Source organism: Frankia sp. RB5 (assembly GCF_059816245.1).
The window spans coordinates 34,302-55,197 of the sequence record NZ_JCBATA010000001.1 but is presented as its reverse complement, the minus strand read 5'-3'; the positions used below and the strand labels follow the sequence as shown (position 1 = coordinate 55,197).

Genomic DNA, 20,896 nt, shown 5'->3' with positions numbered 1-20,896 from the left:
GGGGACACGGCCGCCGGGCGCCCGGGCCCGACCCGACGCCCCCGCCCGCCCGGCGGGACGCGGCGCGACACGCCCGACCACACCGGGGCATGCCGGGTCGGGGTGGTCGCCCGGCACCAGGGTGGGAAGTCGGCGAGGGTCGTTTCCATCGCGTTTCCGGCGCGTTCCTGCTGGCAACGGACCGTCGGGCGGGACGCGGCCCCCGTTCGGCGGACGATCAGGTCCTCATTTCCTGGCCTACCGGACCTCGCCCGGGGGAGGCTGGAACCGACTCACGGTCGGGAGGATCTGCATGGGCGACGGTAGACAGCTGGATGCGAGTGCTCGCGGAGCGGCCTTCGCGAACGATGCCCGCCGGGTCTGGGAGGTGGCAGAGCCGATCCACGCGGTTCTCTACTTCCACCCGGCGGTGCGCCGCTTCGCGGCGGAGGCCGGCTGCTACAGCTTCGGCGCGGGCTATGTGGGAATGCGGGCCGCCCCGCTCGGCGCGGCGTCCGCCGCGATGATCACCTCGACCTTCTACTCTTTCGCCCCGCGGCGCATCGCCCGCTGGGTGCCCGACGTGTGGAGCTACTCCTCACCGGCGCGCCTGCTCGACGCCAGGCTCGCGGCCGTGGACGCCGTGCTGCGCGAACTGTGGGGTCTGGACGCGACCGGCGTTGTGGTGCGCCGCGCCGCCGACCTCGCCGGCCGGGTCGCCGCTGCCGCGGTCACCGCCGGCCGCCCACTGGCCGCCGCGAACGCCGCTCTGCCCATCCCCCGCGAGCCGCATCTGGCCCTGTGGCAGGCACTGACGATGCTGCGGGAGCACCGCGGCGACGGGCATGTCGCCGCCCTCGTGCGGTCCGAGGTCGGCCCGGTGGAGGCGCTGATCCTCTCCGCGGCGACCGGACGCAGCCCCGCCGAGCAGCTGCGGGTGTCCCGCGGGTGGAGCGAGCAGGAGTGGGCGGGGGCCGCCGCCGACCTCGCCGCCCGCGGCTGGCTGACGCCCGACGGCACCCTCACGGCGCACGGGGCGCAGGTTCGCGCCGAGATCGAGAACATCACGGATCTGCTGGCCGCCGCCCCCTACCGTCAACTCGCCCACGACGAACGGGACGAGCTGTACGCCATCCTGTACGGGCTGGCCGAGCGGGTCGCCCTCGGCGGCGGCTTCACCTGGCCGAACCCGATCGGGTTGAACTGGCCGCCGGCGTCGGACCGGCCGCGTCAGCCGGTGGAGCTGGGTTCGACGGACGGGTAGCCGTACCCGCCGGCGAACGGCTCGTCGTCGAGGTCGCCGCCGTCCAGCCGCAGGCCGGGCGGCGGCACGCCGGGGCCGAGATCCGGCGGATCCAGCTCCGCCGGGTCGAGGTCGTCCGGGGTGAGGTTGGTGTCGTCGACCTCGCCGTGCATCTTCGACCCGTTGAGCACCACCGGGATCTCCAGATCGCCGACGACGTGCTCGACGTAGAACGCCCGCGACCCGATCAGCCACAGCGCGAACCCGGGATCGAGGCGGGGCAGCAGGTCGGCGGCGACGTCGGTGAGCCCCAGCGCCTCCTGCGTGTCGGCGATCTGGTCGGACGCCTGCTTGTACAGGATGCGGATCGCCGTCTCGGCGAGCAGACCCTTGGCGATCTCCACCGAGTCGGGGGAGGCGGAGAGCAGGTCGGAGATGCGGTGGGCGACGATCGCGTTCGCGCAGCCCCACTGGCGGGCGAGCTTCTGCTGCGCGGACAGCCGGCGGACCAGCCCCGCGAAGCGCATCAGCCGCCAGCACTCGTCGTAGACGACGTAGCGCTGCACGCCGTCCTGGCGCATCAGCGCCGCCTCCATCCACGCCTGCGCGCACGTCATGATCAGCGCGATCATCTCGTCGCTGCCCTGGACCCGCTCCAGGTTGAGCACGGCGATGGGACGGTCGAAGTCCAGCGGGGACGTCGTCGGGCCGTCGAACAGGCCGCCGAGCGCGCCGTGGGTGAGCCGGCGCAGCGTGAGGGTCGCGTCCCGGGACGCGTCGCGCAGCTCGGTGGCGGTCATCGGCAGGCTCGAGCAGTCCTCCTCGCTGGGGTCGGTCATCGCCTCCAGCACGTGGGGAAGCAGCGGCGTCGCCCAGCGCTCCGGGGAGGCGCCGGTGATCTGCCGGGTGACGACGTCGAGGGCGAGGTCCACGGCGGTGTGCTCGGCGGGGGTGAGCGGAACCCCCTTCGCCGTCTCGATCAGGGAGGACAGCAGGGCCGAGCGGGCGCGCTTGACCTCCCGGGCCCAGTCCGCGTCGGCGATGCCGCGGGGGCGCGGCGGCGCGTCGAGCGGGTTGAGCCTGGTCGCCATGCCCGGCCCGATGTAGGTGGGCTCGCAGCCGAGCCGGCGCGCGAGCCGCGTGTACTCGCCCTTCGGATCACAGGGGACGGCGGCCTGGTAGCCGAACGCCGCACCCCGGGAGATCAGCGTCTTGAGCAGCGCCGACTTGCGGGAACCGACCGCGCCGAAGACCGCGAAGTTCGGGTTCTCGATGACCTGCTGGCGGTACAGCTCGAAGACGTCGAAGTCGAAGGAGTTGCCCGACCAGACGTGCCGGCCGATGTACATGCCCGGCGCGTCGAGGCCGGAGTCGACGACGAACGGGTAGATGCCGGCGATCTGCGCTGTCGTCTCCATGTGCGCGGGCAGCCGCAGCTTGTGGAAGATCCGTCCGGCGAAGGGGCCGAGGACCCGCGGGGGCTGCGCCCCGCGGCGCAGCGCCGCCTGGGCGCGCCGCATCGCGGCCTTCTCCGAGTTGGCGGCCGTCCGCTCGACCCGCCGGCCACGGCGCGGCGACGGATCGGGCATGGGGGCTGCCGCCCCACGCCGGCGCCGCGGCCCGCCGCCGAGGTCCACGAACCCTTCCGCGTCGCGTCCCGGGTCATGCGAGTCCGCCTCGTAGGCCGCCGCCCGGGGACCGTCCGGGTCGTAGCCGGCCTCGTCGTAGCTCGGCGGGTCGACGTCGTCGTCGTAGCCATCGTCGAAGCCGTCGCCGTCGTCATACGCCGCGTTCTCGTAGGCCGTGTTCTCGTAGGCCGCGCCGTCGTACCCGGAACCGTCGTACCCGGAACCGTCGAACCCCGCACCGCTCTGGTTGACGCCGTTACGGCTTAGCCCGTTGTGACCGGTGCCGCTGTGGTCCGTGCCGTTGCGCTCCGCGCCGTGGGCGGCCGGGCCCGGGTAGCCGGAGCCGTCGTAGGCCGTCTCGGTTCGGTATCCGGGCGTGCCGTCGGCCGTGTGTCCGGAGCTCATGCGACCCCAACCGCTAGTGGAAGGGCCCCGACGCTGAAGCCCTGGTCCTGTTCCCCGACGAGGCGCACCATCTCCAGCCGGCTGCGCGAGGCCAGCGTCTCCGCCTCGCCGCAGGCGTCGGCCAGGCCGTCGAGGTCGTCCGCGGAGACGGTGACGAACCCGTGAAAGCGGAACGCGCCGAAGCCGGCGATGAGTTCCTGTTCGCGCCGTTCGACCTCGTCGGCCTCGGCGACATCGCGCTGCGTTGTGACCTTGCCGACCTTGTCCCGCATCTGCTGCTCGCCGAGGTGCGCCATCCGCCGGCGGTTGACGGCCTTCTCGGCCTTGCGCCCGGGCAGCGGCTCGACGACGAGCGACACGGTCCGCCGGCAGGTCGTCTCCATCAGCAGGGGTGCGAGGAAGGCGGCCGGGGAGGGCACCCGCGGCCAGCCGTTGATCCAGTACGTGGTGTGGAAGCCGGAGTCCGTGCGGTAGTGATCCCAGGCGGTCACGGTGCGTACCGGGCCGGCGATCGCCGGGTCAATGCCGGACGCGAGGCCCTTCAGACCGCCGGCGAGGTCGGTGCTGGCGCCTCCCCGAGCGTCGATCATCTCGATCGAGTACGGATCGTAGGTGGTGCGGATGACGGCCGCGAGTGCGCGGGGCGGCAGCCAGCCGACCGTGTTGATCGACGCGCGGGCGAGTGCCGCCTCCATCGTGCGCAGCTCGCCGAGCAGGACTGCGCAGGCGGCCTGATCGCCACCGCCGGCGCGCTGGATCGCCCGGCGGGCGTCCTTGGTACGTAGCTGGAACGACAGGTAGGTCTCGTGCCGCTGGGCGACGGGCCCGGCCGCGTCGATGACCTGCTGGTAGGCGTTGGCTGTCCAGGAGTCGTCGTGGTGGCCGCGGACCCGCCAGTGCCGTTGCAGCTGGTCGCCGGAGTCGGGCAGGGTGCGCTCGAGCCACTGGATGCGCGACAGCCGCCCGCCGCCCGACGTCAGACCGGCGAGCAGCTCACCCCACGCGTCGACCCGGGCCTGCTGGTCGCCGGACTCGAGCAGCGCGAACTGGCTTCCCCGCACCTGCAGGACGGCCGTGTAGGTCTGTTTCTTCGCGTCCTTGACCACGGCCACATAACGGCTGCCCCCCACCGGGACGGAGAGCATCACCAGAGAGGACAGCGGCCCGGGAAGGACCGTGCGGCTGAGCTGGTCCTCCCCGGCACCAAGCCGGAAGAACGCGCCACGGAACACCGATTCGCCCGTCACCTTCTGCATCGTGAAGCCGAAAATGATCGGCACCCACTGGTCGAGGTTACGATCCTCCACTCGGACGAAGGCGACGAACAGCAGGGCCACCGCGAGCAGTACCCAGATTGGGACGATCACCAACGGTGACCGCAGTGCGCCCAGCACGCAGAGCATCACGCCGATCATCAGGCCGAGTTGCGGCCAGCGCATGCCGAGCATGACGCCGCCGCGTTCGAGCGGTCCGAACCGGTAACTGCGTTCCGCGGCCATCGACTACCTCACTCGCCCCGCTGGTCTGTGCGCGCGGCCCCGCCAGGTGCAGAACGGGCGACCCGTCCGGCGTGGCTGGGGCCGCGCGGCTGTGCTCATCGACTGGCTGTGTTCCGTTTCGGCCCGGCCGGCGGCTACTTGCCGCCGGTGCGGGTCGGGGGTTTGGGCGCGACGACCCGGGGCGGGCGCACGGCGGGTGTGACGGGCGGGCGACCGCTGGTTGTGGTGGCCTGCCCGGATCGGCCGGCGCCACCTCCCGCGCCGCCACCCGTGCGAGCCGGGGCGACACGGGTGCCGCCGGCGGACCTGGTGCCCGCGCCGACCGCGACGGTGGCCCGTGCCGGAGCGGTCGAACGGGCTGGCTGGCGCGCCGCGACGCCCGAGGTGCCCCCTCCTCCGGGGGCGCCGACGCGGGCGGGTCGTGGCCGTCCGGTGGACGGTCCCCGCACGGCCGCCGTCGCGGCACCCGGGCGAGACGGCATGCCGACGGGCGCGCCGATGCTCCGTCCGGTGCGGATCGCCGCCGGCCGGGCGAGGCCGGGCTCGACGCCGATGGCGCCGCCGGAATCGCCGAGCATGCCACGGTTGCGGGTCTGCAGCCGGGCGCCGATTCCCCGGAAGGTCTCCCGCGAGGTCGATCCGAGCAGTGCGCCCGCACCCTGACCAAACGAGGCAGCGCTGCGTCGGCCCACCGATCCGACCGCGCGCATCAGATGGACGTCAGCGAATCCCATCAGATGCATGAGGACAAACGGCGCGAACACCGCCGCGATCATCACCACGGTTCCACTGAGGATGGTCAGTGTCTGATCGACCGTGGAGCCGGTGGAGTCACTCGCCATGCCGGCGCCGAGTGTGAAGATCGCATAGATGACCGGCTTCGCGAAGATCAGCGCCAGGAGGATCTCGGTTGCCCGCTTGATCCAGGCACTCGTGGACATCGTCGGCTGCCCGGCGAGGTAGAGCGGGATGAACACGGCCATCACGATGATGGCCACCTTCCGGATGTAGAGCACGACGAAGAGCGCGAACGAGAACATTGCCACCAGGAGCGACAGCACGAGGTCGAGTGCGAAGTTGCCCTGTTCCGGGAGCGCGCGCAGTTGCGCGACCAGCGAGGCCCCCAGCGGCTTCCCATTGCCGAACGCGTCGGCGATGCCATCCGAGGCGGTCAGGATCATCTGGAGCAGCGCCAACGCGATGAAGGACCCCAGGATCGCAGTCCCGGTCGACGCGACGGCCCGGACGAAGATGTGCGGATCACCCCGAACCGCGCCCATGATGCAGGCACACAGGAAGAGACCGGTCACGACCAGCACAGCGATGCCGAACGCGATGTTGTAGTTCTCGACGACGTAGTCGGCGTTCAGGTCGATGGAGGTCTTCTGCTGCGCGAAGCTGAAGACCGAGCTGGACAGGTCCGCAGCCATCCCGCAGAACGCCGTCCCCATCGAACTGAAGTAGGCGTCCACACTCCCCGTAATCGCACCCTTGATGGCGCTCAGGGGGTTCGGGTTGAAGGCGAGAATTACGGTGCCTTGGCCAGCGGTTCCCGTCGTCATGCGCCCGCTCCGATCAGAAGAAAACGGCGGAACTCCTCGGACCGTTGCTCGGCCGGGTCTGGGCCATCTGGGCCATCGTTTGCATCGAACAGCTTCCAATCCGACCCGCGCCATTGAACAGTGCAGAGATCGGTTCCCCAGAAGTCCCTGGGCTTGGTCTCGGGCGTGCCATCAGTCACGCCCGCATTCGCGTTAAGCCAGATGTAAATTTTTGCCTCGTCTGACTTGCTTTCAACTACCTTATAACCAAGAACCCGATATTGGAGAACGAAGTTTGGTGAATTCACCGAAGATACGCCGAAATTCTTAGCTGTTCCGTTATTTGCTTCGACTAGGCGCTGGCTGACGCGTTCTGCAACGGAGTCCTCTGTCGTGATTGACTTGAATACTTCTCGTATCCTGGCGGGCTCTCTATTACTTGCGTCGCTATATGCTGCAACGTAGTTGGCGCAGGCGCTTACTGCTCCAGGCTCGTTGTGAGGGTAGCCAACGGGAATCTTGAACTCGTTGACACGCATAGGAAGTCCGGGCACTTGGCTCTGGCCGTCTACGACTTCGGATGGAGCGGAGGTGGGGCCTGGAGTCGGGATCAGAGTAGGAGTGGCTGTAGTGGGCTTGGCCTCGGAAGTTGGCGCAGGGGCTACGGAGGCGGTGTCGGGGCTTGCGCCCTTGTCTGGGATGGCATAGCGACCGATCATCACGCCCGTGACCACGCTTACCGCTCCAGTGGCCACGATGATGATGATCAGGCGCCTGGCCACGTTGTCCATCAGGCCCTGCAACGCCCACTCCCCTCACAAGACGGCACGGTCATCATCGCAATGTCCGCCCGCGGGTACCCGGGGAACCGGTCAGAAGAGCGTTGACGTCGGGTCATGGACCACGCCAGGGTCAACGGCGACGGTGAGCTCGACGGCTGGAGGGCGGTGGCCGCTCGGGTTGGGCGCCGGCGCGGTGGCCGTTGCGCCGGTGGCGAGGAAGAAGTTGACGAAGGCGGCCGCGGCGCCGACCAGGAATGCGAGGCCGAAGCCCGCGATGACCCCGCTCTTTCCGACCGTCGACGCCCGCTCGAGCCCCATCCGCTCACCGAGCGCCCAGGCGATCCCACCGAGTAGCACGGCGGCTACGGCAGCGATCACGGCGTAGGCGGCCAGGCCGTTGACCAGGTCTTTCAGAGCGTTGATGCCGGGCGCTTTCGAGTCGTCCGGCTTCACCTCGACGGCAAGGAACATGACGGTCGCCTTGGCGGAGGCGGCGTCGTGGATCATCGCGGTTCCTTTCTCACAGGCGGGGGCCGCCCGGACGATCCGGTCCGGCGATCCGTGAGGGTGCCGTTGGTGACCGTAGGTCGCCGAATGATACGCCGGCCGGTGCTCTGTGATCCGCGGTAGTGGCCGTGGAGGTGCCCGTCGCGCCGTCCCCGATGCCCGTCGTCACACCTGCGACAGCGGAGCGTGACGATGCTGCCGGCTGCTGGCCGATGACCGCAGCCGTCTCGACCTCGGCTTTCGCGAGGATGAACAGGTTCTCGATCGTGGCCGCGGCGAGGCGCAGGTATGCCCGCCTGGTACGTCTGCGTAGCCGGGGGATGCGTACCGGCGTGTGCCGGCTGGGGTCCAGCCGTGGGTCGTAGGGAATGCGGACGAGCGCGTCCACCTGCCGGTCGAGGCGCGCCGCCGCCGCACGGGTGCGGGGCGAGGGGCGGCCGCGACGTGGGGCGACGATGGCGACGACGATCGGTGGGGCGCCGGCACCGGCGAGCCGTCCACCCGACACCTCGCGGAAGGCCCGCAGGCGCATCAGCGTCGCCTCAAGGTCTGCCGCGGTAGCGAGGGTGACAAGAACCACAAGGTCCGACGCCTCGATCGCACCTTCGGTGAGTGGCGCCTCTGCCGGCGCGTCCACGAGAACGAGCGGATAGGAGTGGGCGAGCAGGCCGAGCGCCGACCGCAGATTGCCGGGGGTGACGCTCTGCTCCTCGACGGAGACGGTCGGGGTTTTTGCCGTGTCCGGCGGCGTGGATCCCGCCGCCGACGGCTCCGCGGCGAGCCGGCCCGCGTCCCGTCGCAGCGGCAGAACGTCGAGGTCCCGGGCGCTCCCCGCCCGCTGGCCGCTGATCATCAGCCGCAGCTCCGCCGGCGAGCGGTCCTCGCCGTGATGCCGGACGACGTCCTCCACCGTGGTGGTTCCGGTCGAGCCGACGCGGCTGGTCAGCGGGTCGCCGCGGGGCTCCTCCTCGTCCGTGGGCGTGGCCGGTGGCGCCGGCACGGTCGCGGCCGCGGGACGATCCCCGGGCCACAGGTCGACGGCCAGTACCGGATGGGCCCGCATCCCCGTGAGGGTCAGGCCGATCACGCCGGCGAGCGTGGTCGTCCCCGAGTAGGGGAACAGCGAGGTGACGGCGATCCGCCAGGAGCCGGGCAGCGGGATACGGGCCCGGTCCCGCACCGACAGGCGGAGCGGGATCTCCTCCCACGGTTCGAGCCCATGCCCGCCATGTCTCGGACGGGGCCGGTCGACCGGGTGTTCCTGTCGCGCCGTGGCGGGTGCTGGCGTGGCCGGCACGGGCGTGGAGCGCGGCCGAGGCGCGGCCGGGGCGGTCTGCTCGTCAGGCGGCGTCGCCGGCAACGGGGGGCGCACGGGCGCCGGCGGCGGCGCGATGGCCGGTAGCGAGCCGACTCCCGTCGCCAGCGCCTCCCCGGCGAACGGGCCGGACAGCGCGACGGATCCGGTGGACGGGAGCGACGTCACCGCGCCGCCGGCCGTCGGCGCGGCTGAACCGACACCCGGCCTGGCGGGCCCGTCCGGCTCGGAGGCGGTGCCTGGGGCCACCGGCTCGGTCACGGTGAGCGGTCCGGCGGCGTCAACCCCGGATACGACGATCGGGTCGGTGACCGTGGTCCGGTCGGAATGCGCTGCCCACTCGGAGTCGGTGATCCGGTCGGCGATGTCGTGGGAGTCGGTCGCCGTAGGCGGTAGCCCGCGCGGATCCGCCAGCGGGTCGGTGGCGGCCAGTGGATCGGCGACGACGATCGCGTCGGCGCCGCTGCTCGTGCCGGGGCCGGCCAACGCCTCGGTGACGGCGCCTGGGGCGGGAACGGCCCCCGGAGCGGCGGAAGCGTCCAGGCCAGCGGAAGCGTCCAGGTCAGCGGGGGCGTCCAGGTCAGCGGAAGCGCTCAGGCCAGGCAGAGCGTCCAGGCCCGCGGAGGCGTCCGGATCCGGCGAGCCATCCAGAACCGCGGAGGAGCCCGGGCCTTCGGCGGCCGAGGCTGGGGCACCGTGGGGATCCTCCGGGCGCGTGCCGCGGTCACGGGCGGCGAGGACGCCGTCCGCCCCGGAGACGCTCGCCGGGGACTCCAGGGGACCCGCGACCGGACCGGAAGGACCGGCCGGGGTGCTCGGACCGGTGCCGCGGCGCGGCGCGGAGGCGCGCGGCGGGCGGCTGCGCGGCGTCCCGGGAGCGACGGGAGGTACGGAGGCGTCCGGAGGCCCCGGCGAAGCCACGGACGCGGGTCCGGGCGGCGTGGCCGGTGAGGTGCTCGGGGCGTCGCCGTCCGGCGCTGTCGGGCGGCGGGTCGCGTCACTCGGAGTACGCGGCGCGATCGCGGCCGGCCGGCCGGCGCGGCGGGACCGGCCGCCGCGGGTTCGATCGCCGGCGTCCGTGCCCCCGGCGCGGGGGTTCCCCGGGTCGGATGGCCCCTGAGAGCGGCGCGAACCCCCTGTCCCAGACGTGACCTCCGCGCTGCTTGCACGGTCTGCACCCGGTTCGGTCGCCGATGTCGCATCATCAAGGAGGAACGCCTCGCTCTGCCACGCCTCGTCGGGCGGTGCGGGCGTGTCCGACGCACCGCGGCGCCGATGGCGTCGCCGGCCGGAGCGAGCGTAGGGAGGTGACTCGGCGTCCTCGGGACCCGACGGACCGTCGAGCCCGTACTGCTCCTCCCGCTCGGGCGACCGGTGGGATCGGGAGGCCGCCGTCGGGATGCGGGCCCCGATGAGGGAGACAGGCCGCGCATCGCCTTCCTCATCGTGCGGTGCCTGTGGCACATCGCTCACGCGCCGTCGCCCTCCCGGCTCTCTCAGGTTAGCTAGTGCCAGTTAAGGTTACTTACTGTTACTTACCTTCGGCTGCGGTCGGATCGATGTAACACGAGCCATTCGAGTATGACAAGCTCTGCTTGAGGCTATCCAGGACAGGTGGGTCGGTGTACCTTCCGGAACCGGACCTGGAGGCGCGGCCCGGATCACCCCGACGAGCGGGTGATCGGCCACGCGTGACCATGCCGGGGCCGGCGGGGGGTAGTCGGGATCAGCGGCGCGCATCGTGCGGCAGACGAAAGGAGCGTCGGTGGCGCAGGACGGCTTCTCGATGGCGACGCCCCGATCATCCGGTCGCCCCGGTCGCCCGGCGGGCCCACAGGGATCCACGCAGGGTCGTGCCCTGCCGGCCGGTTCGGCCCCGCTGCGTGCGGCGTCCGGGAGCGGATCCGCCCGCCCGCGCGGCAGCGCGGCCAGATCATCGAATATGACATCCACCACATCGTCGGGTGTGCCGGCTGGCGCGACGCCGCCGGTCTCCCCGCTGGCCTCGCCGCACCTGGCGCCGCCCGGTGCCCGGCCGGCCGTTTCGGGGTCGGTGGGCGCGGTGGGCGGGCCCGCGGTGCTCGGGCCGGCCGGGTTCGCCCCACCGGGCCAGGCGGCCGGCGCGACGAGCGGTGTGAACGGCGGCGCGGGTCCCACCGTGGCCGGGCCCGCGTCGCCGGCGACCGCCGCGGCCCGGCCGTCCGACGACGACGAGGTGCTCACGGTCGAGGAACTGGTCGCCTGGTTGCGGCTGTCCGAGAGCACGGTGCTCAAACTCCTGTCCGAACGGGCGATCCCGGCCCGCAAGGTCGGCCACCAGTGGCGGGTCCGCCGCGGACGTGTGCGGGACTGGCTGGACGGCCGCGAATGACGTCCAGGCGGATGCCCGGGACGCCCACGCCCACGCCCACCCGGCTCGGCGGTGCGGTCGTCACGGGTTCGGCGGCAGGGGCCGCCAGGCGGGTCCACGGCGCGGGATAGCGACGGCGGCCCGCGGTGTTTCCGACTCGACGCGACCCGGTGGTCGCCTCCCCCCACCGGCGCCGCCCGGCGCTGCTACTGGCACGGCCGTCGGCCCTGCTGGGGGTTCTCGCCACGCTGGTGGCGCTGGTGACGCTGACGGCCTGCGGATCGATCGGGCACACTCCCGCGCCGCAACCGGCCCCGGCCACCACCGGGCCACCACCGGGCGCGAGCCAGGCTCCAGGGCCCCCGCTGGCCACGGCGACCGCGGCGGCGTCCGCGCCGAGCCAGGTGGACCGGAAGGACCCGGCCCAGGTCGCGAGCGACTGCTTCACCCGCTGGCAGTCGTTTGACGCCCGGAGGGACCCCGGCCCCGGCGCCGGCGTCGAACGGGCCAGGGACTGCCTCACCGAGGACTTCGCCGCCACCCTCGGCGCGGGCGGCGCGTCCGGCTCGGCCGGCGGTGCCGACGGGCAGGCGTGGGAGGTCATGCGTGCCGCCGGAACCCGTTCCCAGGTGACGGTGCTCGCCGTCACGCCGGTCGGTGGCATCGACACGACCGACACCGGCCGGGTCGTCCTCCAGCTCAATGTCCGTCGCGAGACCGTCACCGGGACCCAGCCGCCGGTGACCGCCGTGTCCACCCCCGCGCTGACGTTGCTGCGCCAGACCGACGGAACGTGGCGGGTCGCCGGCGCGGACCTCGCCAGCGTCGCCGGCGACGCGCCGGGGCGGTGAGGCACAGGTGGCGCGCGGCTTCCCGCGGAAACGATCAGGATGGCTGGTCTGGCTGGGCACCGGTTCCGCGGTCATGATCGGCGGGATCATCATGATGGTCTCGGTGCTGATCCTCGCGCTCGCCGGTCCGTTCCTCGTGCATCGCGGCCAGGGCAGTAGGTCGATCACTAACTCCGAGGGCATCCCCGCCGAGTTCGTGCAGCTGATCACGGACGCGGCGAACGACGCGGGCTGCGCGGAGGTGACACCGGCGCTGCTGGCCGCCCAGCTACACCAGGAGTCGGGGTTCAACCCGCAGGCGCGCTCCCCCGTCGGGGCCATGGGCATCGCCCAGTTCATGCCGGCCACCTGGGCCGGTCACGGCCAGGGCGGGGACGTGTGGAACCCGGCGGACGCCATCCCCGCCGCGGCGCGCTACGACTGTGAGGTGGCGGCGTCGGTGGCCTCCGTGCCCGGGGACGGGCAGGAGAAGATGCTCGCCGCCTACAACGCCGGTGCCGGCGCCGTGCTCGCCTTCGCCGGCATCCCGCCCTACACCGAGACCCGCAACTACGTCCGGACGATCCTCGCGCAGTCGCTGGTGTACGGCGATTCGCTCGACCCCGGGATGGTGATCCCGACCGGCACGATCGCGCCCGTGGTCGCGTTCGTGCAGTCGCAGGTCGGCAAGCCGTACGTGTGGGGTGCGGTCGGGCCGGACACCTGGGACTGCTCGTCGCTGGTCCAGGCCGCCTACCGCACCATCGGGATCGAGCTGCCGCGGGTGACCACGGACCAGCTCGCGGCCGGCCCGGTGGTCGCCGGCGTCGATCCGCAGCCCGGCGACCTGCTGTTCACACCCGGCTCGGACGGCACCGCCGACGCCCCGGGCCATGTCGGGATGTACATCGGTGACGGTCGGGTGATCGCGGCGAAGGGCGCCCGGTGGGGCGTCGTCGAGTCGGACATTTCGGATTGGACGGGCATCGTCGCGGTGACCCGCCCGCTGGCGAAGGCTCTCGACAAGCTGCCGTGACGCCAGGCGGCGGGCGTGACTTTTGGTAACCGAGGTCAGGCCGTTGCCTGGGACACGAAGTCCGACAGACCGTTGGCCACACCGCCGAGGACGCCCACGGTGTTGTGGATGACGTCCGCGGCGCTGCTCGGGGCCGTCACGACGTAGAACAGTAGGAACAGCCCAATACCCCACGGCCAGATGAGACTCTTCATGGACGACCTCACAGCAAAGCCAGCCAGGACGGCCGGACGGACACCGACGCCGGCGTGTCACCGACAGCATTTGTTTACTCACCTTAAGTAGCCGCTGCAAGGTGAACCGCCGGCACGCGGGCCGCGGCGCCGTCCGCGTCCGGCAGGGCCACCCGCGGCGGGTGAGCCGGCCGGCGCGAGGCATCCCGACACCCCGGCGGACACGCCCACGGACACGGCGAAACCCATGCTGGGACAGCGAATGGACAGGAAGCTGACCATGGTTAGCCACTGGGCGAGGTGGCCATCGACCGCGTGTAATGGACCGAGCCACCCCGGGCCGGTGACGTCGACTCCTGGCCCGGGGTTGGATACCCACCGGCCGGCGAGGCCGGCCACGCGGCGATGACGCGTCAGGCCGGGGCGACGCTCTGGGCGAAGCGGAAGAGGTTGTCCGGGTCGTAGGCGCGCTTCACCCGCCGCAGCCGGTCCAGGTTCGCTCCGTAGTACGCCGCCTCCCAGTCGGCGAGCTCCGGGTCGATGTAGTTCTGGTAGGCGGTCGACGAGACGAACGGAGCCGTCGCCGCGACGGTGGACCGCAGCCAGCGGCGGTTCTCCTCCTTCACCGCCGGCGGATCGCTCGCCGCGTAGCCGGCGACGTACTGCGCGCTGGCGATCGCCCCGCGGTGCACGAACGCGGTGTCCCCCGGCGCGATGCGGTTGATCGCGCCCCCCCAGGAGTCCAGGATCACCACCCCGGAGCCGGCCCTGGCCGTGCGCTGGCGCTGCTCGATCGCGTCCAGCATGACCTCGATCCCCCGGGTGGGCATCGGCGAGAGCAGGAACGCCGAGGCGGCCCGCTGCGCGACCCGGGCGACGGTGCCCCCCGGCGAGCGGCCGGTCAGGTGGCACGACTTGACGCCGCGTCCCGCGCAGCCGGCCTCGATGAGCATCGTCGCCAGATGGTCCCGCGTGACGAGGTACGTGCTGGACGGCCGGTGGCCGCACGCGTCCACCAGGGCGGCGAGCTGCCCGCGCAGGCCGGCGAGCGCGGCGTCGTCGGTGCCACCCGAGAACACCCCGCTGACCCGCAGCACCGGCGTCGCGCCGACGCCGCTCGCGGGGGCGGACGAGACGACGCACGTCGACCAGGTGGCGTCCGCCGCCCCGCCGGGCCCGGCGACCCATCGCTGCCAGGCGCCGACCACGTCGGCGGCGGCCGACCACGGCCAGTGGTAGGTGAACAGCGCCAGCGGCGTCGCCTGGTGGGTGGCGAAGGTGAACGAGGTGACGATGCCCACGTTGCCCCCGCCGGCGCCGCGCAGCGCCCAGAACAGATCCGGCTCGTGGTCGGCGTCGGTGTGCACGATCTCACCGGAGGCGAGGACGACGTCGGCGGCGACCAGCCGGTCGCAGGTCAGCCCGTGGCGGCGGCCCAGCACGCCGATGCCGCCGCCGAGAGTGAGCCCGGCGATGCCCACCGTCGGGCACGACCCCCCGGGCAGCGCACGCCCGGCCCGGGCGAGCTGGTCGTAGACGTCGACGAGGAGCGCGCCCGCCCCGATCCGCGCCTGCTGGCCGGACGTCGGGGTGATCGTGGCCATCGACGTCACGTCGACGACGAGGCCGGTCGTCGTCGAATAGCCGCCGTAGCTGTGGCCGCCGGCCCGGGCTGCCAGCGGCAGGCCCGTCCGGCGGGCGAAGTCGACGCAGGCCGCGACGTCGGCGGCGGAGGTGGCCCGGGCGACGGCCTGTGGCCGGATCGTGTCGAAGGCCGGGTCGAACAGCATGCTCGCCGCAGGGTAGTCCTGGTCTCCAGGGCGGATCAGCGGGCCGGTCAGCCGCGCGTCGAGGGCCGCCCAGTCCGGCCCGGAGGCGCTCGTCGGCGCGGCCGCCGGGCGCGGTTTGTGGTCACAGCCGGTCAGCGTCTCGCCGCCGAGCCCCAGTCCGGCCAGGGCCAGCCCGCCGGCGCCCGCGGCCCGCAGCACCGACCGCCGATCGGGTCCGCGCACACGACCTCCCACCGAGCCGTCCGCCACCCGCCGCCGGCGCGGGGCGCGGCGCGGGATCCCCCGGCGAAGGTATGCCAATCCTGGCGTCGGCGGCACGGTCCAGGACCGGTCCCGCCGTACGGGTTCCAGCCGGGCGTCCTGGCCGTCAGGAGCCGGGCGGCGGGCGCAGGACGGTCGTCAGGAACCCGTCCGTCCCGACGCGGCGCACGGTGCCGTCCCCGGCGCAGGCGATGTAGAGCGCCCCCGACGGGTCGAGCACCACGCCCGCGGGTTCGCTCAGCGCCGACTGGGTGGCGAGGGCGCCGTCCCGGTCGGAACCGGAGCCCGAGCCCGTCCCCGCCGCCGTGGTGATCACGCCGTTCCGGTCGATCCGGCGGACGACGTCGTTGCCGCTGTCGGCGATGTACAGCGTGCCGTCCGGGTCGAGCGCCAGGCCCTGTGGATCGTCGAGCTGGGCGTCGACGGCCGCCCGGCCGTCGCCGCGGCTGCCGTAGGTGCCAGGGGTGCCCGCGACCAGGCTGATGCGTCCGGAGCGGTCGATCCGGCGGACGGTGTCGTTGCCCTCGTCGGCGACGTACAGGCCGCCGTCCTTCGCCGGCAGCAGGCCGCTGGGCCGGTACAGGGTGGCGTTGACCGCCGGGCCGCCGTCGCCGGCCGAGCCGTACTCGCTCGCCCGGCCGGCGACCGTGCTGATCTGTCCCGCCTCGACCCGCCGGATCCGATACCCCTCGGCGATGTAGAGGACGCCGTGCGCGTCCACGGCGACGGCCACCGGGTCGTCGAGGTGGGCCCGGGTGGCATCGCCGCTGTCCGCGGTGGAGCCGTCGGAGGAACGGGGGCCCGCGCCCGCCACCGTCGTGATGATCCCGTCGGGGCCGATCCGGCGGACCCGTCCCGCGTCGGTCTCGGCGACGTAGATCGCGCCGTCCGGCCCGATGGCGACCCCGGCCGGCTTCTGCAGCTCAGCCGCGAGCGGCTGGCCGCCGTCGCCCAGCACGGGGGTCGGGGACGGCGACGGGACGTCGCCGGTCGGAGTCGGCCGCGGACCGCTGCCGCCGATGCGGGCCGCGCGGCCGTCGGCCGTCAGCCGGACGACCTGACCCTGTCCGGTCCCGGTCCCCGGATCGGTCAGGTAGAGCGAGCCGTCCGCCGCGAGGGCGAGTGCGCCGGCGTTCGCCAGCCCGGTGAGGGTGACGGGTGGGCCGGGGTAGGCGGCGCGTCGATCGTCCTTCCCGCCGCCAGACAGCACACCGAGGCCGACGAGCAGGCCGACCGTCACCGCCAGCACGGCGACCGCCGCCACCCCGACGAGGATCAGTGATCGCCGCCGGTCCCCGTGCCGCCGAGGTCCGCCCCCGGTGACGAGGGTGGGCGGCATCGGCTTGCCGGCCGGGGCCGCGCGATGCCGGCCGTTCGCCGCGGGCCCCGCGGGCGGCGAGGCGGCGAGGGGGTTGTAGGGCGAGCTGGGTGGTTCGCCGGGGAGCGCGGGCGTCGAGGTGCCGTGCGGCCCGGCGTGAGCGGCCCCGAAGGGCGGGGCGGGCGTGGCGCCGTTCGGCTGGGCGTGAGCGGGGCGCGGGGGGCGCGGGGTGGTGCCCGGCTGGTGACCGGCCGCGGAGAGGACGTCGTCGGGGGCGAGGACGGGGATACGGCTGGCCGCGAGCCAGCCCGGCCCGAGAACGGCGGTGGTCGCCGCGGCGAGCTGGACGGCGAACTCGTGCGCCGACGGGGGCCGCCACGCCGCCTCCTTCGCCAGCGCGGTGGCGATCACGTCGGCGACCGGGCCCGGCGCCTCGGTGAGTGGCAGCGGTGGCACCGCCAGATGGTGGTGCAGCAGGCCGGCGACCGGGAGGTCGGGCGGAAACGGCGAGCGGCGGGCGTACAGCTCGTACAGGACGACGGCGAGCGCGTACAGGTCGGTGCCGGGGCCGAGGCGGCCGCCGATGATCTGCTCCGGCGCCATGTACCGCGGGGTGCCGACGAGCCCGGTGGTCGTCGCGGCCGTCGCCGCCACGATCTTCGCGATGCCGAAGTCGGTGACCTTGGGGATGCCGTCGCCGGTGAACAGCAGGTTGTCCGGTTTGACGTCGCGGTGCAGCACACCGCGCTCGTGCGCCGCGGCGAGCGCCAAGGCGGCGGCGACCCCGATCGCGCCCACCTGCGCCGGCCCGGTCAGGGAACGGCCGTGCAGGCGCAGGCTCCCGCCGGTGAGCTGCTCCATCACCAGCAGGCACAGGCCGTCGCGCTCCACGTAGTCGTAGATCCGCACGACGTGGGGATGATCGATCCCGGCGAGGACACGCGCCTCCCCGAGGAACCGGGCACGCAGGCCGTCGCTGCCCCGGCCGTCCCCGCCACTGCCACCGCCGCTGCCGTCCCCGCCGCCGCCCGGGTCGCCGTGGCCGCCGCCGTCCTCGTCGCCGGCATCCGGCAGGATCTTGATCGCGACCGGGCGGTCGATGAGCCGGTGGCGGCCGGCGACCACGACGCCGAACCCGCCTCGGCCGAGCTCCCCGCCCAGCTCATAGCCGGGCAGGGAGGCGGCGACCCGGTCGAGGTCGATCCGTGACGTCATCTGGGCCCGGCTCAGCCCGGCTGGGCGATCGTGCTGATCGTGCCGGCGGGGTCGATCCGGCGGACGCGGTCGTTGCCGTTGTCGGAGATGTAGATCGCGCCGGCGCCGTCGACCACGACCGAGCTCGGGTTCTTGAACTGGGCCGCGGTGGCCGGGCCGCCGTCGCCGGAGAAGCCCTCGGTGCCGGTGCCGGCGATGGTGCTGATGATGCCGTTCGGGTCGATCCTGCGGATCCGGTTGTTGCGGTAGTCGGCGAGGTAGAAGGTCTTGCCGTCGGGGCCGAGCGAGACGGACGGGACGTTCAGCTTGGCCGAGGTGGCCGGCCCGCCGTCGCCGGAGTAGCCGCTCTCGCCGGTGCCGGCGATGGTGCTGATCGTGCCGTCCGGGGTGACCTTCTGGATGGTGTCGCTGCCGAGGTCGGCGAAGTAGAGCGTTCCGTCGGACGTCATCGTCAGGTCGTTCGGGCCGTCGATCTTCGCCTGGGTCGCCGGGCCGCCCGCCCCGGTGTAGCCGGCTACGCCGGTGCCGACGTAGGTGCTGATGATCCCGCTCGGGTCGATCTTGCGGATCCGGTGGTTCTCGTAGTCGGAGAGGTAGACGCTGCCGTCCGGGCCGACGGTGACCTTCTCCGCGCTGTTGATCTGGGCCGCGGTGGCCGGGCCGCCGTCGCCGCCGAATCCCGCCGTGCCGGTGCCGGCGATTGTCGTGATCACCCCGGTCGGGGTGATCTTGCGGATCCGGTTGTTCTTCGCGTCGCCGACGTAGATGTTGCCGGCCTTGTCCCGCACGGTCGAGCCAGGCCCGTCCAGCTGGGCGGAGGTCGCCTGGCCGCCATCGCCGCCGATGCCGCCGGCACCGGTGCCGGCGAAGTCGTTCGCGACGCCGCCCGGGGTGATCCGCTGGACGCGGTCGGTCGCGAGGCTCGACACGAGCAGCGAGCCGTCGGGCTGGATGGACAGGCTGTACGGGCTGAGGCCCTGCACCGTCAACGCCGGGCCCCGGTAGGCGGCGGCGGTCCTGGGCCCGTCCGGCTCGTTGCCGCCACCGGAGTTCGCCACCGCCAGCACGATGCCCACGGTCAGCGCGACGACGAGGACGAACGCCGTCGCGGCGATGATCCAGGGCAGCCGGCTGCGGTTGCCGGATGCCGGCCGGTGGGCGCCGGCCGCGCCTGGGCCGCCGCCAGGCTGGCCGGGACGCGGGGGGAAGGGCGCCGTGCCCGGCCGCGCGGGTCCGACCGGTCCGCCGGGACCACCTGGTCCACCTGGTCCAGCCGGTCCACCTGGTCCAGCCGGTCCACCTGGTCCAGCCGGTCCGCCGGGTCCAGCTGGTCCGCCGGGTCCGACCGGTCCCCCGGGCCCGGACGGTCGTGCGGGCCCACCGGGCGTGCCGACGTAGCCGGCGCCGCCGAGGGGGCGGGGCGGTGGCGTGCGTGGAGGCGGCGTGTTCCCGGGCGGATAGCCGCCCCAGCCGCCAGGCTGCGGGCCCTGTCCGGCGCGCGCGTTCGGCCCACCCGCCATCCCCGCGCCACCGGGACCGGACTGCCCGCCACCGCCCGGCCCACCGGGCCGCGGCTGTTGGTATCCGCCCGGCTGGTACCCGCCCCCCGGGCCCCCGGGGGCGTTCACGCCGCCCGGGCCGCTGATGCCTCCTGGGCCGCTGATGCCTCCCGGGCCGCTCACACCGCCGGGGCCACCGGGACCGAGGGGGCCACCGCGACCGAGGGGGCCGCCAGGCCGTCCGGGACCCATCCCACCCGGGCCAGCGCCACCGGGGGCGGAGAAGCCGCCAGGGCCCGCGGGATAGCCGGGCCGCGGGCCGGGGCCCGGGTAGCCGGGCGCGCTGGTGGCCGGCCGCGGGGTGGTCGACGCGCCGAGCGCGGCCTCGCGGATCTCGTCGTCGACCCGCACCTTGACCTCGGAGCGCGACAGCCAGTTGGGGCCGAACGCGCGGGTGCTGGCGCGGGCGAGCTCGAGCGCGAAGTCGTTCGCGTCGGCGAAGCGGGCGGCCGGGTCCTTCGCCAGCGCCCGCATGATCACCATGGAGACCGGCGGCGGCACCATGGTCAACGGCTCGGGCATGATCGTCAGGTGATGGTGGGTGAGTGGCTGGACCGCCATCTGCCGGCCGAACAGCGGCCGCCCGGCGATCATCTCGTAGAGCACGCCGGCGAGGGCGTAGAGATCCGTCGAGGGGAACAGCCGCACGCCCATGATCTGCTCGGGCGCCATGTACCGCGGGGTGCCGAGGATCGCGCTCGCGGTCGTCTCCGCACCGTCGAAGATCTTGGCGATGCCGAAGTCGGTGACCTTGAGCAGGCCGTCGCCGGCGAACATGATGTTGTCCGGCTTGATGTCGCGGTGCAGGACGCCCTGGGCGTGCGCGGTGGACAGCGCGGCCGCGGCGGCGATCCCGACCGAGCAGGTGGTCTCCGGCGACAGCGAGCCCGCGCTGATCCGCTGCTTGAGGGTGCCGCCGGAGAGCAGCTCCATGACCAGCAGGCAAGTGCCCTCATGCTCCACGTAGTCGTGGATGCGGACGATGTGCGGATGGTCAAGCTCGGCGAGGACCCGTGCCTCGGACAGGAAGCGGGCACGCAGGTCGGGGTCGTCGGAGGTGTCGAGCAGGATCTTGATCGCGACCTTGCGGCCGATGAGCCGGTGCTGCCCGGCCAGCACCAGCCCGTACCCGCCCCGGCCCAGGTCGCCCTCGACGGAGTAACCCGGAAGCGCCGCCTCCACCAGTGATCTGTCAATCAGCAAGGTTCAGATCCGTCCGCTAACGCCGTCGGGTACTCCACCGCACCGCCGTTCCTGTCCCGACCGCGCCGTCGCGGCCCCGCGAGCTCGTGCTCCGGCTACACAGATCCACTGGCCGCCCACATGCTGGCCTGCAATGACGCGGTTCGTCGGGTTCCTGGCGATCCTACGACCCCGACCTTCCCATTCCTCCGCCCGTCCGGGGATGCGCCGCGACGTCGGATCGGCGACATGGGCATGCTGGCGGTGGTCGACGAGCGTCGAC

The 20,896-nt window shown here is 73.3% G+C and carries 14 protein-coding genes; 4 read left to right on the top strand and 10 right to left on the bottom strand.

The window, feature by feature from the left end; translation table 11 throughout:
- Positions 1–292 precede the first annotated feature (292 nt).
- Positions 293–1,243 carry an SCO6745 family protein gene (locus AC6EXY_RS00220; RefSeq protein ID WP_101835285.1) on the top strand — a complete coding sequence of 317 codons (951 nt, stop codon included), beginning with the start codon at positions 293–295 and terminating at the stop codon, positions 1,241–1,243.
- On the opposite strand, the gene AC6EXY_RS00215 is transcribed toward AC6EXY_RS00220, so the two are convergent.
- From AC6EXY_RS00215 to AC6EXY_RS00190, 6 genes are all read right to left on the bottom strand, one after another.
- On the bottom strand, positions 1,210–3,255 hold the full coding sequence (locus tag AC6EXY_RS00215; RefSeq protein WP_243408060.1) for a putative type IV secretion/conjugal transfer ATPase: 2,046 nt from the start codon (positions 3,253–3,255) through the stop codon (positions 1,210–1,212). The two genes, AC6EXY_RS00220 and AC6EXY_RS00215, sit on opposite strands and share 34 nt — an antisense overlap.
- Positions 3,252–4,754 (bottom strand): SCO6880 family protein, encoded by a 1,503-nt coding sequence (locus AC6EXY_RS00210; RefSeq protein ID WP_101835283.1) that lies wholly within the window; start codon positions 4,752–4,754, stop codon positions 3,252–3,254. The genes AC6EXY_RS00215 and AC6EXY_RS00210 overlap by 4 nt, the downstream gene beginning before the upstream one ends.
- 134 nt (positions 4,755–4,888) lie before the next feature.
- Entirely contained in the window at positions 4,889–6,316 is a 1,428-nt protein-coding gene (locus AC6EXY_RS00205; RefSeq protein WP_101835281.1) for a hypothetical protein, read from the bottom strand.
- A complete protein-coding gene (locus tag AC6EXY_RS00200; RefSeq protein ID WP_101835279.1) occupies positions 6,313–7,098 on the bottom strand; it encodes a hypothetical protein in 786 nt (261 codons plus the stop codon). Before AC6EXY_RS00200 ends, AC6EXY_RS00205 begins: the two co-directional genes overlap by 4 nt.
- A 69-nt stretch (positions 7,099–7,167) precedes the next feature.
- Positions 7,168–7,584: a DUF6112 family protein gene (locus AC6EXY_RS00195; RefSeq protein WP_101835277.1), complete on the bottom strand. Its 417-nt coding sequence runs from the start codon at positions 7,582–7,584 to the stop codon at positions 7,168–7,170.
- A 13-nt stretch (positions 7,585–7,597) separates the two neighbouring features.
- Positions 7,598–9,820 (bottom strand): MinD/ParA family ATP-binding protein, encoded by a 2,223-nt coding sequence (locus AC6EXY_RS00190; RefSeq protein ID WP_499817440.1) that lies wholly within the window; start codon positions 9,818–9,820, stop codon positions 7,598–7,600.
- A gap of 1,021 nt (positions 9,821–10,841) precedes the next feature.
- On the opposite strand from AC6EXY_RS00190, the gene AC6EXY_RS00185 reads away from it, so the two are divergent.
- The 3 genes from AC6EXY_RS00185 to AC6EXY_RS00175 all read left to right on the top strand — a co-directional run bounded on the left by AC6EXY_RS00185 (position 10,842) and on the right by AC6EXY_RS00175 (position 13,115).
- Positions 10,842–11,270, top strand: coding sequence for a helix-turn-helix domain-containing protein (locus AC6EXY_RS00185; protein WP_243408059.1), 429 nt, complete (start codon positions 10,842–10,844; stop codon positions 11,268–11,270).
- Between the two features lie 125 nt (positions 11,271–11,395).
- Entirely contained in the window at positions 11,396–12,100 is a 705-nt protein-coding gene (locus AC6EXY_RS00180) for a hypothetical protein (protein ID WP_499817441.1), read from the top strand.
- 7 nt (positions 12,101–12,107) lie between these two features.
- Positions 12,108–13,115, top strand: a complete 1,008-nt coding sequence (locus AC6EXY_RS00175; protein ID WP_101835271.1) for an NlpC/P60 family protein — start codon at positions 12,108–12,110, stop codon at positions 13,113–13,115.
- A gap of 35 nt (positions 13,116–13,150) precedes the next feature.
- Here the strand turns inward: AC6EXY_RS00175 and AC6EXY_RS00170 are convergent, their stop codons facing one another.
- The 4 genes from AC6EXY_RS00170 to AC6EXY_RS00155 all read right to left on the bottom strand — a co-directional run bounded on the left by AC6EXY_RS00170 (position 13,151) and on the right by AC6EXY_RS00155 (position 20,634).
- The gene (locus tag AC6EXY_RS00170; RefSeq protein WP_165818644.1) at positions 13,151–13,309 is read right to left on the bottom strand and encodes a hypothetical protein; all 159 of its coding nucleotides are present in this window, start codon (positions 13,307–13,309) and stop codon (positions 13,151–13,153) included.
- 392 nt (positions 13,310–13,701) lie between these two features.
- Positions 13,702–15,300, bottom strand: coding sequence for an FAD-binding oxidoreductase (locus tag AC6EXY_RS00165; RefSeq protein ID WP_101835270.1), 1,599 nt, complete (start codon positions 15,298–15,300; stop codon positions 13,702–13,704).
- Positions 15,301–15,445: 145 nt separating this feature from the next.
- Positions 15,446–17,872, bottom strand: coding sequence for a serine/threonine-protein kinase (locus tag AC6EXY_RS00160; RefSeq protein ID WP_499817442.1), 2,427 nt, complete (start codon positions 17,870–17,872; stop codon positions 15,446–15,448).
- An 11-nt stretch (positions 17,873–17,883) separates the two neighbouring features.
- A complete protein-coding gene (locus tag AC6EXY_RS00155; protein ID WP_499817443.1) occupies positions 17,884–20,634 on the bottom strand; it encodes a serine/threonine-protein kinase in 2,751 nt (916 codons plus the stop codon).
- Between the last annotated feature and the right edge of the window lie 262 nt (positions 20,635–20,896).